The 16,863-nt window shown below is 71.9% G+C and carries 16 protein-coding genes; 9 read left to right on the top strand and 7 right to left on the bottom strand.

The genetic code is table 11. From position 1 onward, the window contains the following. Positions 1-95 precede the first annotated feature (95 nt). A complete protein-coding gene (locus ACWIX6_RS11785; RefSeq protein ID WP_448612616.1) occupies positions 96-758 on the bottom strand; it encodes an IS110 family transposase in 663 nt (220 codons plus the stop codon). 376 nt (positions 759-1,134) lie between these two features. On the opposite strand from ACWIX6_RS11785, the gene ACWIX6_RS11780 reads away from it, so the two are divergent. The 3 genes from ACWIX6_RS11780 (at position 1,135) to ACWIX6_RS11770 (ending at position 3,594) form a co-directional block, all read left to right on the top strand. Continuing rightward, entirely contained in the window at positions 1,135-2,178 is a 1,044-nt protein-coding gene (locus ACWIX6_RS11780; RefSeq protein WP_448612615.1) for an IS110 family transposase, read from the top strand. A 238-nt stretch (positions 2,179-2,416) separates the two neighbouring features. After that, positions 2,417-3,142: a hypothetical protein gene (locus tag ACWIX6_RS11775; protein WP_448612614.1), complete on the top strand. Its 726-nt coding sequence runs from the start codon at positions 2,417-2,419 to the stop codon at positions 3,140-3,142. A 224-nt stretch (positions 3,143-3,366) separates the two neighbouring features. Next, positions 3,367-3,594, top strand: a complete 228-nt coding sequence (locus ACWIX6_RS11770; RefSeq protein ID WP_448612613.1) for an excisionase family DNA-binding protein — start codon at positions 3,367-3,369, stop codon at positions 3,592-3,594. A 588-nt stretch (positions 3,595-4,182) separates the two neighbouring features. Here the strand turns inward: ACWIX6_RS11770 and ACWIX6_RS11765 are convergent. The 3 genes from ACWIX6_RS11765 to ACWIX6_RS11755 form a co-directional block, all read right to left on the bottom strand. After that, the gene (locus tag ACWIX6_RS11765; protein ID WP_448612612.1) at positions 4,183-4,764 is read right to left on the bottom strand and encodes a DUF6529 family protein; all 582 of its coding nucleotides are present in this window, start codon (positions 4,762-4,764) and stop codon (positions 4,183-4,185) included. Between the two features lie 62 nt (positions 4,765-4,826). Beyond that, positions 4,827-6,470 (bottom strand): sulfatase-like hydrolase/transferase, encoded by a 1,644-nt coding sequence (locus tag ACWIX6_RS11760; protein ID WP_448612611.1) that lies wholly within the window; start codon positions 6,468-6,470, stop codon positions 4,827-4,829. A 40-nt stretch (positions 6,471-6,510) separates the two neighbouring features. Beyond that, complete coding sequence (locus tag ACWIX6_RS11755) at positions 6,511-7,263, bottom strand: CDP-alcohol phosphatidyltransferase family protein (protein WP_448612610.1); 753 nt, start codon at positions 7,261-7,263, stop codon at positions 6,511-6,513. Between the two features lie 167 nt (positions 7,264-7,430). Here ACWIX6_RS11755 and ACWIX6_RS11750 point away from each other — a divergent pair, with 167 nt between their 5' ends. Further along, positions 7,431-8,453, top strand: a complete 1,023-nt coding sequence (locus ACWIX6_RS11750) for a glycosyltransferase family 4 protein (RefSeq protein ID WP_448612609.1) — start codon at positions 7,431-7,433, stop codon at positions 8,451-8,453. Continuing rightward, entirely contained in the window at positions 8,450-9,430 is a 981-nt protein-coding gene (locus tag ACWIX6_RS11745; protein ID WP_448612608.1) for a lysylphosphatidylglycerol synthase transmembrane domain-containing protein, read from the top strand. Before ACWIX6_RS11750 ends, ACWIX6_RS11745 begins: the two co-directional genes overlap by 4 nt. Here ACWIX6_RS11745 and ribA read toward each other — a convergent pair. Then, positions 9,399-10,781, bottom strand: a complete 1,383-nt coding sequence (gene ribA / locus ACWIX6_RS11740; RefSeq protein ID WP_448612607.1) for a GTP cyclohydrolase II — start codon at positions 10,779-10,781, stop codon at positions 9,399-9,401. The two genes, ACWIX6_RS11745 and ribA, sit on opposite strands and share 32 nt — an antisense overlap. 93 nt (positions 10,782-10,874) lie before the next feature. Here ribA and ACWIX6_RS11735 point away from each other — a divergent pair, with 93 nt between their 5' ends. From ACWIX6_RS11735 to ACWIX6_RS11725, 3 genes are all read left to right on the top strand, one after another. Then, entirely contained in the window at positions 10,875-11,858 is a 984-nt protein-coding gene (locus ACWIX6_RS11735; protein WP_448612606.1) for a zinc-binding dehydrogenase, read from the top strand. A 4-nt stretch (positions 11,859-11,862) separates the two neighbouring features. Beyond that, on the top strand, positions 11,863-12,231 hold the full coding sequence (locus ACWIX6_RS11730) for a 6-pyruvoyl trahydropterin synthase family protein (protein ID WP_448612605.1): 369 nt from the start codon (positions 11,863-11,865) through the stop codon (positions 12,229-12,231). Between the two features lie 164 nt (positions 12,232-12,395). Further along, positions 12,396-13,175, top strand: coding sequence for an FkbM family methyltransferase (locus ACWIX6_RS11725; protein ID WP_448612604.1), 780 nt, complete (start codon positions 12,396-12,398; stop codon positions 13,173-13,175). A gap of 183 nt (positions 13,176-13,358) precedes the next feature. Here ACWIX6_RS11725 and ACWIX6_RS11720 read toward each other — a convergent pair whose 3' ends face one another. After that, positions 13,359-14,300: a sigma-70 family RNA polymerase sigma factor gene (locus ACWIX6_RS11720; protein WP_448612603.1), complete on the bottom strand. Its 942-nt coding sequence runs from the start codon at positions 14,298-14,300 to the stop codon at positions 13,359-13,361. 164 nt (positions 14,301-14,464) lie between these two features. On the opposite strand from ACWIX6_RS11720, the gene ACWIX6_RS11715 reads away from it, so the two are divergent. Continuing rightward, the gene (locus ACWIX6_RS11715) at positions 14,465-14,818 is read left to right on the top strand and encodes a VOC family protein (RefSeq protein WP_448612602.1); all 354 of its coding nucleotides are present in this window, start codon (positions 14,465-14,467) and stop codon (positions 14,816-14,818) included. Between the two features lie 1,030 nt (positions 14,819-15,848). Here the strand turns inward: ACWIX6_RS11715 and ACWIX6_RS11710 are convergent. Next, positions 15,849-16,733 carry an AfsR/SARP family transcriptional regulator gene (locus ACWIX6_RS11710; protein ID WP_448612601.1) on the bottom strand — a complete coding sequence of 295 codons (885 nt, stop codon included), beginning with the start codon at positions 16,731-16,733 and terminating at the stop codon, positions 15,849-15,851. Positions 16,734-16,863 lie beyond the last annotated feature (130 nt).

Below are 16,863 nucleotides of genomic sequence, written 5' to 3'. Positions count from 1 at the left end.
AGTGCGGTCGGCCGGTCAGCTGAACCGGCTGCGCGTGCTGGGCGGTGAAGTGCCCCGTCAGCGCCTCCATCAGCTGCGGGATCTTGATCCCGCAGCTAGCCCTTCGCCAGCTGCGCGAGGACCTGCGGATCGCGTTCGCCGGCGATCATCGCGGTCAGCATCGCCCGCGCCGAGACGCTGGTCAGGCTGGCCGGCACCGACGACAGCTTGATGCTGGCGTCCTCCAGCATCAGCTCCAGCCGGATGACCTCCCGGGTCCGGTCGCCCATCAACTGCACCCGATAGCGGGTCAGCATCCGCAGCCGGCGAATGTCCGAAGGCGGCACGAACGACGGGCGGATCAGCCCGTGCTCCAGCAACTGGGCGATCCACTCCGCGTCCCGGACGTCGGTCTTGGGCCGGTGCACCGCCTTGATGTGCGCGGCGTTGCACAACCAGACCTCCAACACCTCCTCCAGGCAGTAGAACGCCGGCTTCCAATACGTCGAGGTCGACTCCATCGCCGCGATCGTCACCCCACGCTCCAGCAGCCAGTCCCGCATCATTTCCAGCGCCCGGGTGGTCGTGGGGAACGTCCGCGTCTCGCTGCGCCGGCCCCGCGGGCCCGGCGTGCGCACGCAGACCGTCAGCGTCGCCTTGCCGATCTCCAGCCCGGCGACCCGCTCATGCATGACCTCCATCAGATCCCTTCCCTGCATCGCCACCGACCAGGTGTCGTCCGGAGGGCCCTCTGCCAGGACACAGACCCACGCGCTCACGGCAGCAATCAGACGCACCCGAGGACCCCGCGCCATACACATCTACGGGCTCACCCGCACCACTGTGAAACGACGTCGCCGGACGACAGGAGCATTCTCATCCGCAAGGGCAGCGATCAAGATCGCAACCGTTACACCTCTTGCACCTCAGGTTTGATGGGTCTCGCCCCGGCATTGACGGGGTCCGCGCCGCCGTCGGGAAGGCTCTACCTTTTGCTGCCCGACTCTCGGGTCGAGGCTCTGTTGAGTGGGTGCCTCCCGGCGGCGGTTCCAGTCCGGGCAGCTGACGCTCGATAGAGGCGTGGGGACGCCAGCGTGGTCCCTTGAGGTGCTCGCGCTCTGCCCGGCCGCGGTCGACGCAGAAGCGGAGGCTCGGGTGTTTGCAGGGATTGACAGCCACAAGGACACGCTCGCGGTCGCGGTGATCGACGCCGCCAGGCGGGTCGTCACCGTCCGGCAGGTGGCCAACGAGCCCGACGGCTTCACCGTCCTGGCCGACCTGGTTGCCGAGCATGCCGTCGTGCGGGTCGGGATCGAGGGGTCGACCAACTTCGGTTGGGCCGCCGCGATGCACCTGCTCGCCGCCGGCGCGGCGGTGGTGGAGGTGCCGCCGCTGATGACCTCCCGGGAACGGCAGTCCCGCCCCGGGCAGGGCAAGACCGATCCGGTCGACGCGGTGGCCATCGCCCGGATCACCGCCCGCGAGACGTTCCTGCCGCCGGTGCGACCGATGGACGGGCTGCCCGCCGAGCTGCGGGTGCTGATGGACTACCGCGAGCAGCTCATCGACGAGCGGACCGCGCTGGCCAACCGGATCCACGCAGACCTGGGCTGGCTGCGCCCGGGCTACCAGCGCCGACTGCCCCGGCTCACCCAGCCGGCGCACCTGCAGGCAGGGCTGGCGCTACTGCAGAACGACCAGAGCATCCGGGCCTCGGTCACCCGCCGCCGGCTGCACCGGATGATAAAGATCAACGCCGAGCTGGCCGGCCTGCGCACCCAGATTGCCGCGCTCGTGCAGCCGTCCGGCACCACGTTGACCGGCATCTACGGCGTCGGCGTGTTCGTCGCCGCCCGGATCCTGGCCGAGGTCGTCGACATCGGCCGCTACCGGACCCGGCACACCTTCGCCGCGGCCAACGGCTCCGCGCCGATCCCGGCCTCCTCCGGGCGCACCGTGCGCCACCGGCTCAACCGCGGTGGCAACCGGCAACTGAACCGGGCGCTGCACACGATCGCCATCACCGAGATCCGCGCCGAGACCGAGGGCCGGGTCTACTACGAGCGCAAACGCGCCGCGGGCAAGACCAGCCGCGAGGCGCTGCGCTGCCTCAAACGCCGGCTCTCCGACGTCGTCTACCGCACGCTGCGCGCCGACCAGGCAGCCAGCAAACCCCTCCCCCTGGCCATCGCCGCCTGAGCGCGGTGGACGTGAGGTCGGCAACGGGACACGACTGACGGCCGGAGCCAGCTGCGTGACAGGACTTCCAGTCCCGATCCTGCTCTTCGCTCAAGCCAGACACCACGCCCACCGCGGGATCAACCTAGGCCCGGCGCCGGGCTGGACATAGAGGCCCACCAGCGGTCTCGCCAACTCGTTGTGACGAGTAGACGAGGGCTGAGTGCGGATGTCATGCGGCGCGCGGGACGATCCCGCCATGCCGAAGCCACAACGCGAGGACCCGGACGTCCTGCACCGCAAGGCACAGACCGCAATGCTGTCCGGCCTCGTCGGCGGCAACGATGATGCCTTCGAGCTCATGCTCTCGGTCCGGCCGTTCGACGTCCGAGGCCTCTTCACGCCGGACGTCGCCCTGCTCGAGGTGGCGGCGGCGGCGCTCGGACTGGCCTGTCCGCCCGGACGTCAGCGGCTGGAGTACGAGGGACTGACGGACCGCTACCTGTCCGACCTGATGCTCGACGGCCGCACCGTGCGCCGCCGCACGCAGTACGCCATCTACGCGGCCGCCTGCATGCGCGCAGGGCTGCATCCCGATCTGCTGATGGAGGCCGGCGGCTGGGAGCCGAGGCTGTGGACGTACGCCGTCTCGGCCGTCGTCCTGTACAGCCGCGCCGCCGCGGACCGCCTGAGGGTGACCGTCCCGCAGATCGCGACACGCCTCGCTGACGAGCTCGGCCTCGAAGTGAACGCACCCGGCAGCCGGCCGACTGATCTGGACTGCGGCGCCACGGCCGCCGCGTGTTCCGGCGGCTCCACCGAGGGAATGGCCGGACGGACGGACACGACAGGAGTCTCGCGCAGGAACTCTGCGGCGCTTGCCCGGGCGGGATCCGCCGGTCGGCAGACATTCCGAGTTGCCCCAGTAGCGACCTTCGACCCCGTTACGCGAGATGCGACAGCTGTCGTCGGAGCTGGAGACTGACCGAAGGCTCCTCCCCCACCCTGGTTGAAGCGCACAGCGCTGACGCCCTTGACCCCTACCGGGGCCGGCCGTCAACGTCGGGCAAGAGCGGAGCGTCGAGGAGGCGCCGACATGGGTGACCAGGCGCCACCGAGACACGACCTGACCCACGTGACCAACGTTCCCGGTGGTGACGCGGCCCAGCCAAACGACGGGCAGCACCACGCTCGGGCGCGAGCGTTGCGGTGAACCTCGACGACCTCAGGGCAAGCCGCTCCGCCGTTGTCACAGTCGCCGAAGCGGCCTCGGTGTTCGGCGTTGACGTACGCACAGTGACTCGCGCTATCGAGAACGGCGAGCTGGCCGCTCTGCGGCTCGGTCGACGAGTACTCATCCCCCGCCTGCCCCTGCTCGCTGCGTTGGGCGTTAACACCGCGGAGACTCTCGAGGCAGGACCGAACGACGGACTCTGACAGTCGGTGACCATGAGGCTCGCCGGGACCGATCAAGGCGTCCATCCGTGCGCCGCTTTCGCGGCGCAGCAGTATCAGGACGACTCGAACGGTCGACGAAGTCCCCCCTCGGTTGGCCCATGATCGCGCACGAGGCAGTCCCCGCCGATGTCCCCCTCAGTTCGGCACCGAGCTCGTGATACTCCGCGTGATACTGCCGCCCGCGAATTTGAGGGCATCTGGATGCGGATTCCGCTCCGAGCACGTCACCGACGAGAGACGAAGGTACAGGTAAGGGCCTTGTGAGGCATACAGATGCTCAGCCATCTACAGGAGTTCAAGTCCCCCCTCGGACACCGAGTTGGACCCCCACGGCTCCGAGCCGTGGGGGTTTCGTCGTCGGAGAGGTCACCGGGGTGGTGACGTCGATGCTCGAGCGGATGCCGCCTTCAGTCCCGTGGCGGACGTTCGAGCGGACGCCGTCAGCGGTGGCCTGGTGGACGAGGGGCGCGTGCGAAGAGGGCCCTGGCCGATGCGGTGTGGGCGGGGGTGCTGTCGGACGACGCGAACGTCTTCAGCAGCACCTGCTCCCTGCCCACGATCCGCCCCTCACCCGCCTGGGCTGGGCCAGCCCTTTGCGCCGATGTACCAGACGGCCGACGTCAGGACGGCGAGGACGAGCAGGGAGAACAGCAGACCACCGGCCACCGGCAGGAACCACCCGGGTGCCCGCCTCGACCGGACGGCGACGATCTTGACCACGACGGCGCCGAGGACCGCGCAGCCGAGGAGGCCGTGCACGAAGGTCCGCGTGCTCACCGGCTCGCCGTCAGGCAGGTGCCCGACCTCGAGGCCCAGCGACCAGAGGCAGTGGTAGGCGACGAACAGGATCAGCACCAGGGTGGTGGCGCCGGTGGCGCGATGCGCCGTACCGAGCCAGGAGGGCGCCCGGATCCCGAGCCTGCCGAAGATCCACAACGCGGTGACCAGCTGGACGACCACGAGCACCGCGACACCGGTCGTGGCCACGGTCTTCATGGCGAGGACCGTCGGGTAGCCGAGGGTGGTCGTGCCCTGCAGGGTCGGGTCGTGCAACCGGCCGAAGACGCCGACGAGGAGGGCGACCACCGCTCCGGACGCGAACGCCGTCAGGGGGATCGCCATGCTCTTCCGTGCGGTGGTGTCCGCCACCGGGCCAGGATGCCCTCGGCACGGTGGGTTGTGAATGCCGCGGGGGCTGGCGGTGGCGGGACTCAGCGCGGCGCGACGGCTGCGGAGGCATCACCCGGCGACGGCCCGAACGCACTCAGGAAACGGTCGCGCAACGCGTCCATGCGCCATACGGGCGCATCGGGGCCCGGCAGCATCCCCTCATCCCAGGCCCAGTCCGACGTCTGTGCCATGACCGCCGGATCCCCGGTGATGATCGTGATCGGTACGTCGTGCGTGGCCTCCGGGCCGGTGACGACCTCGGCAGGCTGGTGGTCGCCGACCAGGACGAGCACGAAGTCGTCGTCCTGGTCGTGGAACGCCGTCACGTAGGAGACGAGCGAGCTGAGCGCGTACTCGATCGACCGTGCGTACGCCTCCCGAACCCGTCCCGTGTCCCCGAGGAGCTCACTGGGTGCCGGCCCGTCAGCGGGCATGCGGTCGAAGACCGAGCCGTCCCCGAGTGCGTCCCAGTCGAGCAGGCGGGGCAGCGGCGTCCACGGCTCGTGCGAGGACACCAGGTCGATCTCCGCCATGACGGGCGCGTGGCCCGGAGCCATCTCCAGGCGTTCGAAGGCCGCCAGGGTGTACTGGTCGGGCATCGCCGCGAAGCTGAACGTCGGGCCCTGGTAGCCGACGTCGTGCCGGTCGTAGTCGGTGTCGAAGCCGTAGAAGGCCCGCCCCTCCGGCCAGGGGTCCCGGTTCGACGGCACGTCGACCACCGTCCGCCACCCCGCTCGCGCGAACGCCGCCGGCAACGTGAACCGGTCGCTGGTGAGCAGCTGGTCGTGGCGCTGCTGGCTGTCGACCCACAGTCCCGAGTGGAACGTCGCGTGGGCCAGCCAGCTGATGCCGGCGAAGGTCGGCGAGGTCAGGAACGCGCTCCGTGAGGAGAACCCCGCGGCCTGCAGCGTCGTCGTCCCGTCGTCGAGGAGCTCCCTGATCTCGGGCGAGAACGGCGATCCCTCCACCGCGACCCGGCCGTAGCTCTCGACGAACGCCACGACGACGTCCTTGCCGCGCAGGTCGGTGAGCAGGTCCTGTCCCGGCACCTCCTCCCAGGGATCGTCGGCCGCCAGCTGGGCGCGGAACTCCGACAGGTCCCCGACGTTGCGCACGGCGGCCCGCGCCTGGTCGGCAGCCAGGTGAGCCGCCCCGCGGGACGCGAACGGGACACCGGGCGCCACCTGGGTGCCGAGGAGCACAGCCACCAGCCAGAGGACGGCGAGCGAGCCGCCCATCCGCGCGGCTGCCGTCCGGCGGTACGCCGCCGTCCGGCAGATCCGCATCACCGACAGGGTCACGACGACGGGCAGTGCGACGACGAGGACAGCGGCACCGACGACTGCGGCATCGGCCCGGCCCTCCCCCAGCGACTCGCGCAGCGTGTCGACTCCAGGCCCGAGCAGCTTCCAGTCGGCCACCGGGTTGAACGGGCGGTGCAGCGCCTGGCGGAAGCCGAGGTCGAGCAGCCGGACGACCGCGAGCAGCCCGAGCAGCACGCCGACGACCGCCGCGACGGTCCTCAGCCGATGTGGCGGCAGCAGGAGGGCGAGGCCGACGAGGACGAGGACCTCGACCGGGATGCGCAGGAAGGTCGTGGGAGTGAGGTGGACGAGCCGCTCCGGCAGCACCAGCACGGCCCAGACGAGCAGGACGGCGAGCGCCGTCACGGACCCCCGCAGCACTCTGCGCCGCAGTCCCGCGGTCGGGTGCCTCGGCGCGTCCTCACCCATGGCCACCTCCGGGGATGCTCGGTCGGGGCCGGCCGGCGTCCGCGACGCGGGAGGCGCGCCACAGCTCCCACACCTCTCGTCCGAACGACTCGACGAGCAGCACCCCGACCAGGACCAGGCACAGGAGGGCGGCGGGGCGCGGGAGGAGGCCGGCCGCGACCGTGGTCAGCACGACGCCCTCGATCACCGCCACCACCTTGCACCAGAACCGCGGCGCCACCTCGCCGCGCAGCCAGGTCACCCACCGGCGGGCGACGGCGAGCACGTAGGGCGCGGTCCCGATGGCGAGGACCCACGGGCCGAGCGAGCGGGCGACGTACACGGCGAGGAGGAGCACCAGGGCCGAGTCGACCTCCATGTCGAACCGCGCCCCGACAGCGGACACCGTGCCGGTGCGCCGGGCGACCCGGCCGTCCACCCCGTCGAGCGCGAGGGCCACGACGGCGAGCGTCGTGAGCGCGCCGACCGGCGCAGGGCCGGCGGAGGAATCGGCGGCGAAGGAATCGGCGACCAGGGCGGCGACACCTCCGACGAGCACGGCCCGCAGCAGGGTCACCAGATCGGCCGGGCCGAGCACCATGGCGCCGGAGCGGACCAGTGCCCGCGCCAGCAGTCCCGCCGCCCCGACGCCGCAGACCAGACCGACGGACCACCCGGTTGCGCGGACGCCGACCGTGCCGGCGAGCACCGCGAGGACCGCAGCCTGGGCGACGAGTCCGGCGAGCACGCCCTGGTGGACCTTCAACCCGCCACCTCCGTGCAGATGGGGCCGCCACGGAGCACGTGGCGCGGGACGATGCGGTTCGACTCACGCCTCAGGGGGTGCCGATCGTGACAGCTGGTGCACGTGCATCCTCGCCGTCGGGACGGGTTTCCGGCGGGATCCCGGTCCCCGTCCCGACCGTCCACGTCGTGGTCCCCGACGGCATCGACGACGCCGCCCGGCCCAGCGGTGGCAACCGGTACGACCGGCGGATCTGCGAGGAGCTCGCCGCGACGGGCTGGGACGTCCCGGAGCTCGTCGTGCCCGGCCCCTGGCCCCGGCCGGATGCAGCCGCCCTGTCCCGGCTGGCTCGGACGCTCGCGTCCCTGCCGGACGACGGGCTCGTCCTGCTCGACGGGTTGGTCGCGTCCGCGGCCGCCGCCGTCCTGCTGCCGGAGTCGGCCCGGCTGCGGCTGGTCGTCCTGGTGCACATGCCCTTCGGCGGCGTCGCCGTCGCAGAGGGGGCCGAACGTGCCGTGCTCACCCATGCGCGCGCCGTGGTGACCACCAGTGCCTGGACCCGGCAACGGTTGCTCGACCGCTACCGGCTCCCGCCTGGGCGGGTGCAGGTCGCCCGTCCCGGGGCAGACCTGGACGAGCAGGCACGCGGCACACCCGGCGGCGGCCGGCTGCTCTGCGTCGCCACCGTGGTCCAGCAGAAGGGACACGACCTCCTGCTCGACGCGCTCGGCCGCAACCGGCAGCCGTCCTGGACCTGCACCTTCGTGGGGGCGCTGGACCGGGACCCGGCGTTCGTCGAGCACCTCCGCCGGCGGGCCGCGGCCGTCGGCATCCTCGACCGGATCCGTCTCGCCGGACCCCGGGTGGGCGAGGAGCTCCGGCGCGAGTACCAGGCCGCCGATCTGCTGGTGCTCGCTACCCGGCTCGAGGCGTACGGCATGGTCGTCACCGAGGCGCTCGCGGTCGGTCTGCCGGTGATCGCGACGGCCGTGGGCGGCGTGCCCGAGGCTCTGGGCTGCTCGCCGGAAGGCCCACCTGGGTTGCTCGTTCCCCCCGAGGACGCGACGTCGCTCGAGGAGGCGCTCCGCGCCTGGTTGGAGGACGCGGATCTCCGGGCCCGCTTGCGCCGGGCGGCCCGCGTCCGGAGGACGACGCTGACCGGCTGGGAAGCGACAGCGCGAGACCTGACCGTGGCGCTGGCACGGGCATGAGCAACGCGACGCGCCGTCGATGGGCATGGGCACGGCCCCTCGGAGGTGCCGCGATCCTCGCCGTCCTCGTCTGGCGCCTGGGCAGCGGCCCGTTCCTGGACGGGCTGCGTCAGGTGAGCGGTCGGTCGCTGCTGGCCGCCATGTCCATCACCGTCCTGACCACCGTCTGCTCGGCCTGGCGCTGGCAGACCGTCGCGCGCGGACTGGGCGTCGGCCTGCCCCTGAGGACGGCGGTCGCCGCCTGCTACCGCTCCCAGTTCCTGAACAGTGCGCTGCCCGGCGGCGTCGTCGGAGACGTGCACCGGGGCGTGCGGCACGGCCTCGACGCTGGCGACCTCGGGCGCGGGCTGCGCGCCGTGGCGTGGGAGCGGGCGGCCGGCCAGTCCGTGTTCGTCGTGCTGGCCCTCATCGCGCTTCTCGTCCTGGAGTCCCCTCTGCACGCGATCATGGGATGGGTCGTGGCAGCTCTGGGCGTCGGCGCGCTCCTCGCAGCCCTCGCGCTGCGGACTCTCCCGGCCGACAGCCCCTCCCGGTGGGCCGTCGTCGTCCGCGCGGGCCGCGCCGACGTCCGCGACGGCCTGCTCGGCCGGCGCGCCTGGCCCGTCGTCCTGCTGACCTCCGTGGTCGTCGCCGCGGGCCACGTCAGCATCTTCCTGATCGCCTCGCGGACCACCGGTTCGACCGCCTCACCGGCACAGCTGTGGCCGCTGGCGAGTCTCGTCCTGGTCGCGATGACCATCCCGCTCAACGTCGGCGGTTGGGGTCCGCGCGAGGGCGTGGCCGCGTGGGCCTTCGCAGCAGCCGGCCTGGGCGCCGCGCAGGGCGTCGCCACGGCGACCGCCTACGGGGTCATGGCACTCGTGGCGACGCTGCCCGGAGCAGCGGTGCTGGCCGCCGATCGGATCCACCGCCGCGGCACGCGCCGATCCGTGCCGGACACCGACGTCAGAGCAGCGGCGGAGCTCCCGTCGCGGTGACCGGAGGAGCCACGCCGGCCACGTCGAAACCCATCAGGACGTCGTCGCCGGCCAGGAACACCGACCGGTTGACCAGCCGGACGCCGTCCGCGACCCGGTCGACCCCGAGCGACCCCACCGCCTCGACGCCCGCACCGATGATGGTGGGCGACAGCGACACGACGACCCGGTCGGCCGCCGCCGCGCACAGCATCGAGGTGATGACCCGGCCGCCTCCCTCGACCAGCAGGGACGCGACCCCGAGGGCGCGCAGCAGGCGCAGCACGTCGCCCATCCGCAGGCCCTCGGGCCCGGGAGGGACGTCCCGGACCGTCGCGCCCGCAGACACCAACTGCCGCCGCCGCGCGGGGTCGGCGTCGGGGCGGCACAGGATCACCGTGGCCGCGTCGTCGGACAGCACCTTGGCGCCGAGCGGCGTGCGCAAGGTCGAGTCCAGGACCACGCGCAGGGGCGACGCTCCCGGGACCATCCGCACGGTGAGCTGCGGATCGTCCTGCAGCAGCGTGCCCGCCCCGACGAGCACCGCGTCGCAGCCGGCGCGCATGGCGTGCGAGACCTGCCGCTCCGCCTCGCCGCTGATCCACTTCGCGTCGCCGCTCCGGGTGGCGATCCGCCCGTCGAGCGTCTGCGCGTACTTCAGGACGACGTAGGGCCTGTCGGTGCGCGGCTGCAGGGAACCGAGCAACCCCGCGACGTCGACCGGCGCGGCGGGGAGCTGGACCGGACGGGACCCTGTCGACCGGAGGTGGCCCATCCGCGCCTGCTTGGTCTCCAGGTACCAGCGATTGTGGCGGTTCGCGGCCGTGCCCAGCGGGTGCAGCGACTCGACCGCGACCCCGTGCCGCCGGAGGCCCGCCGCCTTCGCCGGGTTGTTGGACAGCAACCGGATCGACCTGGCCCCCAGTGCGCTCAGGACGGCGGCCGCGTCGCCGTAGTCACGCAGGTCGGCCGGCAGGCCCAGCCGCAGGTTGGCGTCGACGGTGTCGGCTCCCGCGTCCTGCTCGACATAGGCGCGGAGCTTGTCCACGAGCCCGATCCCGCGGCCCTCATGGCCATCGAGGTACAGCACGACGCCCCTGCCCTCGGCGGCCACGTGCCTCAGTGCCGACCGGAGCTGGACCCCGCAGTCGCACCGGAGCGAGCCGAGCACGTCCCCGGTCAGGCACTCCGAGTGGACCCGGGTCAGCAGGGACTCCCCGTCGCCGATCTCGCCGCACACGAGCGCGAGGTGCACGTGCCCGGACGGGCTCTCGAACGCCCGTGCCCGGAACTCGCCGTACGGCGTCGGGATCGAGGCCGACGCCGCCTCGCGCAGTTCCGGCCGGCTGGTCGTCGGCGCTGGAGCATCCATCCGTCCGCTCCTCACTCCCCGTCAACGGGGTCCACGGACGCTACCGTCGCGCCGGTTGGATGAGCAGGGATCGAATCGTGGGGAGAAGGCGACGTGCGAGCCGTCCGACTGCTGTTCGTCGCGCCGGAACAGGTGGCACCGGAGGCTGTGGAGGTGCCGCCACCGGGTCCGGGGCAGCTGCTCGTGCGGACCCGCTACTCGGGCATCAGCACCGGCACGGAGTTGCTCGCCTACCGGGGACTCCTCGATCCCGACCTCCCGACCGACGAGAGCATCGGGTCCCTCACAGGCACGTTCCGCTTTCCCTTCCCGTACGGCTACAGCTGCGTGGGCGAGGTGGAGCAGCCGGCCGGCGCGGTTGCCCAGGGGGCGCTCGTCTTCGCTTTCCATCCACATCAGGACCGGTTCGTCGTCGGTGTGGACGACGTCGTCGCCCTGCCCCCTGGCACCGACCCCCGCGTGGCCACGCTGCTCCCCTACGTGGAGACCGGTCTCCAGCTGAGCCTCGATGCCGGCCATGCGGCACACGAGGCCGTCGTCGTCCTCGGTATGGGCGTGGTCGGCGTGGTCACCGCCCTCCTGCTCCAGCGTGCCGGGGCCTCGGTGGTGGCGGCCGAACCGTCGGCGGAGCGCCGGGCGCTGGCCGCCTCTGTCGGCATCGAGGCCGTCGAGCCGGAGGATCTGCAGGCGCGCCTGCCTTCGCACGGCGTGCCACTGGTCCTCGAGCTCTCCGGCTCTCCTGCGGCGCTCGCCGGTGCGCTGGACCTGCTGGCCCACGAGGGCACCGCACTCGTGGGCTCCTGGTACGGCCGCCAGCAGGTCGGGCTGCCCCTCGGCGGCGCGTTCCACCGGAGGCGGCTGACGATCCGCAGCAGTCAGGTGTCCACGATCCCCGCTGCCCTGTCGAACCGCTGGGACGTCGGCCGTCGCCGCCGGGCCGCCGTCGACCTGCTCGCGGAACTGCCGCTGGGTGCACTGGCCACGACCGAGTTCGCGTTCACCGAGGCGGCTTCGGCCTACCGGGCGCTGGACAGCCGGGAACCGGGTGTCTTCCACGTCGCGTTGCGCTATCAATGACGCCGTGTACGAGGCCGGCACGGCGCTGCAGGTGCGCGCCGTCCACGTCATGCCGGGGATGCCGCCCCCCGAGGGCGAGCGGCACTCGCACGACTACAGGCTCGAGGTCGTCGTCGGCCGCGACGAACTCGACGAGCGGGGCATGGTGGTGGACCTCGACCTGCTGGACCAGGCGCTGCGGGGTGCCGCCGCGCAGATCGACGGCGTGGACCTGGAGGAGGTGGTCGATGCCGAGGCGGTGACCGTCGAGGTGTTCGCGCGGTGGCTGCACGACGAGGTCTCGGGCGTGCTCGGCAGGCCGCCCGGCGTCACGCTGGCCGTCCGGGTCTGGGAGTCGTCCCTCGCCTTCGGCGGCTACTCGACGACGTGGTGACTCCGGCCGGACGACGGCTGCTCAAGGCCGTCGTCGGGCAGTTGCCCGTGCCGCTCGCGGACGGGCTTCGGAAGATGCTGTCGCCCAGCGCAGCGACCTCGCCGATGGCACGCGCGCGGCGGGCGGTGCTGCGCCGTCTGTACCGGGGCGGGATACCTCGCGCAGTGTGCAGCTTCAGACTCGTCGACAACCCGGATCTCGAGTTCGTCGCGGTCGACTCGCAGGTGCTCGAGCAGCTCTACTGGGCCGGCGAGCAGGGCTGGGAGCCCGAGCTGCTGCCCTGGTGGAGGGCCTGCTGCCGGGATGCGCGGTCGGTCCTCGAGCTCGGCACGAACGTCGGCTACTTCGCGGTGCAGGGCGCTCGGGCCGCTCCGGGCGTCCGGTACGTCGCCGTGGAGCCGCACCCCGTCTCCGCCGGGATCTGCCGCACCCACCTCGCCCTGAACGGGGTGACCTCCGTGGAAGTCGTCGAGGCCGCAGCCGTGGCGGACCCGGCCGTGACGGTCACGAGCCTGCTCGTCCCGGCCGACCAAGCGGCCACGCCCACCGTCGCGTTTCTGTCCTCGGACACCGAGCTCCCCGCGGACATGACGCGAGACGTCGTTGCCGCCCACGACGTGGCAGCCGTCGACATCGGACGCCTGCTCGACGGCGTGGACCTGATCAAGATGGACGTCGAGGGACAGGAGCACGTCCTCCTCGGCGCCATGCGGGACCATCTCCGGGAACGACGACCGACACTGTTCGTCGAGGTCCTGCCCGGGACCGTGCGACTGCGCGCACTGCTGGCCGAACTCTGCGCGGGGCACGGCTACCGGTGCTACGGGTTGAGCCGGCAGGGGCTCGTCGAGCTCACGGGTGATCGGCTGGCCACCGTGCGGTTGATGGAGGAGTTCGGCTGCCAGGACGTCATGCTCTGCACCGGTGAACCGCCGTTGCGCTGAGGTGTGCCGCCTCCGGAGTGGGCACCAGCGAGTGCGCTGCTGAGCACGGACCCGTCGGTGAGCTCCCCACCCAGGACCCGCAGCCCCCGGCGCGATCACCGATTCCATGGGAGTCCCCATCCTGTCGGCGCCGGTGGTGCAGCATGCGGTCTCGTCCGCGCCGAACCGGCGTGGACGGCTCGATCACACCGTCCGCGCATCCGGCCGTGTCGCGGTCTCCCCTGGACGGTCGAGGCGACCCCTCTCGAGGAGCACGACGCCGAGTGCCTCGAGGACGACCGGGTCGGAGACGACGTCGATGGCGGTGATCCGGCCGTCCGGGACGACGAACTCCAGCGCCCCACGCAGCCGGCCGTCCGACATGAACACGGCGCCGGCGGCTCCGTCCAGCAGTGCGGCCCGCGCGGCCTGTGCCTTGCCGAGGAATGCGCGGGCGACCGCCTGATCGCCGCTGAGGGACCGGAGTCCGCCGAGCGCGGGAACGGCCGCGTCCGCGCGGAGCGCGACGTGCGGGTCCAGCACGGCCAGCAGTCCCGCGAAGTCACCTCCACGCGCGGCCGAGAGGAACGCCTGCACCACCTCCTGGCGGCGCCGGGCGTCCGTTGGGTTCGCGGCGTCAGGAGCCGCACCGCCCTGCACCCGGCGTCGGGCACGACTGGCCAGCTGTCGCGCCACTGCCGGGCTGCGGTCGAGGATCGCCGCGACGTCGCCGAAGGGGACGGCGAAGAGGTCGTGCAGTACGAAGGCGAGCCGCTCCGGTGGCGTCAGCGTGTCCAGCACGACGAGGAGCGTGACGCCGACGGAGTCGGCGAGCACGGCCTCGTTTTCCGGCTCGGGCCCTCCTGCGGGTTCCGACAGCTGCAGCTCGAGTGGCTCCTCGCGGCGCGCGCCCCGGCGGCGCAGCACGTCGAGGCAGACACGGCCGACGACCGTGGTCAGCCAGCCGCCGAGGTTGTCCACGCCGGTGGACCCGTTGCGTTGCAGGCGCAGCCACGCTTCCTGGACGGCGTCGTCCGCCTCGTCCGCGGAGCCGAGCAACCGCAGCGCGACCGCCCGTAAGTGGGGGCGGCACGCCTCGAACTGCTCCACCAGCAACAACTCCGCTGATGCCGCATCGTCGCTCACCTGTCACATCCTCCCGTCGCGATCCGTCAGTGCATTGACGGCGCAGACCGAGGCGCTGTGACAGGGAGCAGAGGCGTCTTCGTCGGCCTGCTCGGCATCGCATTTCAAGTGGAGGACCAGCCATGCCTGACAACGATTCCGCTGACTTGGTCAGCGTCCGCTACATGGTCGACGACGTCGCGACCGCGATCGACTTCTACACCGCCCACCTCGACTTCACTCTCCGAACGAGCGCCGCACCGGCGTTCGCCGACGTCGTCCGCGGCAACCTTCGACTCTTGCTCAGCGGGCCGAAGAGCTCGGCGGGTCGCCCCATGCCCGACGGCACCCAGCCAGCGCCCGGGGGATGGAATCGCATCCATCTCGTGGTCTCCGACATCGATGACGAGGTGAACCGGCTGGGCTCCGCCAGCGTGACCTTCCGCAACGCCATCGTCACCGGTCCGGGTGGTCGACAGATCCTGCTGGAGGATCCCTCCGGCAACGTCGTGGAGCTGTTCCAGCCGGCGGGCCGATGAACACAGAACCGGTGCTCACCGGAGCGGCACCACTGGTGGGCGGCGGTCGCTGCGGTCTCGTCCTTGTCCCCTGCGACCACGACAGACGTCCACCGCATGCTCCACGAGTCACTCCTGGGGTTCGTTCGATCATCGATCTGGCGCGAACCGTGTGCGTATGTAGCGTGTCGCCCCTCGGACACAGCATCGCCTCGGTGTTCCTGCAGGTCAGGATCCCGGGGCGCTTCCATGTCTGGGTATTGAAGGTGCTCCTGATACCACTTTGACACTTCGCGGCTCGATCAGCTCTCGAGAAGGGCGGCGAAGCGGTCCGCTGTCTGGCGGCCCATGCCGGGGTGCACGTGCTGGTGGACGGTGAGCGTGATGGTGGCGCTGGCGTGCCCCAGGCGCTCCGAGACCACCTTCCCGGCACGCCGTCGGCGAGCAGCAGGGTGGCGTGGGTGTGCCGGAGGTCGTCCAGCCGGATCACCGGCACCTGCTCCTCCCCCAGTGCCTTGCGGGCCTGGGCCACCTGGGCGGCGAAGCGGCGAGAGAACCGCTCCGGGTGCCGGTGAGTGCCGTCGAGATCGCTGAGGACGACCGCCGAATCGCGCAGGAGCCAAGGCGAGCAGTCCTCGGGCTGCCCGGTAGGCGCGCAGCGCGGCCACCGTGCCGGCGTCGAGGTCGACCACCCGGGACTGGCCCGTCTTGGTCGGGCTCTCGACCAATCGTTCGCCAGCGCCCTTGTTCTTCACCACGCACTGCACAACGCCCTGGCGCTACGCGGCACCGGCGGTGCGATCGTCCATTTCGACCGCGGCAGCCAATCTCGCTCCCACGCCTACGTCCGAGCGGTCCGCGACGCGCAGCTGCGCGGCTCGATGGGACGGGTCGGTGCCTGCGCGGCCTCACGCGGCCTCTACCGAACCGAGTCAACCGAAGTCTGGGGAGTCCCGCCTGTCGGGCTGCCGGGCTGTGGTGAAGGCCAGGAGGCGGGGGCGCCACCCGGTCCCGGTAGCAGTCGCGCACACGATGTTCGCGGGACACCGGGTCAGCTGGTGACGACCGGCCCCGACGCGGGCGTGCAAGGGCCGGCTCCAGGCTGCCGCCGCGTGACGAGGCGACGATCAACGTCTGTACGGCGCCGGTCCCACCCCGGGTCGCCGGCCGTACCACCTTCCAAGCGTGCGCCGCGGTAAGCCGCGGACAAGCGTGAGCCAGGTTCAACCCCTAGGCCCTGACTGAGCGCCACCCGCGCCTGGCCGAAGACCACGAGCGCCTCGGCGCGTCGCCCGCACCTGGTCAACGAAAGTACGAGCTGCTCCCAGAGGCGCTCCTGCAAGGGGTACTCGACGACGAGCGCGGCCAATCGGGGGACATGGCGCTCGTAATCATCACCCCGCAACAAGCCTTCATCTTCCAGTTGCAGTGCTGTCAATCGAACCTCCTGGAGCCAGGCCGTCAGCGCTGCTCCACGCGAGGAGCCTGCGATGTCGATGAACGGCGCACCGCGCCACTCTGCGAGGCCCCGGTGCAAGACGAGTGCAGCCGACCGGACGTCTCCCCCATGCAGCAGCGCTCGGCCCTCCTCCACGTCGGCGACAAGCCGGCACCAATCAAGCTGACGGTCCTCCACTTGGAGCAGGTACCCACCGCCCCCGGTGACCACCACGTCGGTGACCGCGAGCCCGTCAAGATGCGGAGCGAGGACGCGCCGCAGCCGCGCGACGTAGCTGCGCACCGTCGTAGCCGCGCCTGAGGGGGCGTCGACGCCCCAGACGTCCGCGATGATCTCGTCGGCCGACACCGCTTGCCTGGGCTGCGCGGCCAGGCTCGTCAGGACGGCTCGGACCCGCTGCTGCGGTATCACCCCATAGCCACCGCTGCCGCGCACCCGGACCGGCCCAAGAACCGAGACTTCTACGAGCATGTTCATGCCCTTCCGGCGCGGCGGGGCCGGAACGCCCGGCGACCACCTCGCGCCGCTTGGGACGAACCTCTCGACGGATGCCGCCGCCACCGTGCTGCCACATTCCCGCCACCGACGCGCACAGGTCAAGGGGGAT

It is taken from the genome of Modestobacter sp. URMC 112, assembly GCF_053502575.1.
The sequence above is the reverse complement of the archived record's forward strand: the minus strand, read 5'-3'. Positions and strand labels throughout refer to the sequence as shown.

Coding starts and splice junctions, on each gene's coding strand:
- ribA (WP_448612607.1), bottom strand. CDS start 10,781: ATGGATGCTCCAGCGCCGACGACCAGCCGGCCGGAACTGCGCGAGGCG.
- ACWIX6_RS11715 (WP_448612602.1), top strand. CDS start 14,465: ATGGTCGACGACGTCGCGACCGCGATCGACTTCTACACCGCCCACCTC.
- ACWIX6_RS11710 (WP_448612601.1), bottom strand. CDS start 16,733: ATGAACATGCTCGTAGAAGTCTCGGTTCTTGGGCCGGTCCGGGTGCGC.
- ACWIX6_RS11775 (WP_448612614.1), top strand. CDS start 2,417: ATGCCGAAGCCACAACGCGAGGACCCGGACGTCCTGCACCGCAAGGCA.
- ACWIX6_RS11745 (WP_448612608.1), top strand. CDS start 8,450: ATGAGCAACGCGACGCGCCGTCGATGGGCATGGGCACGGCCCCTCGGA.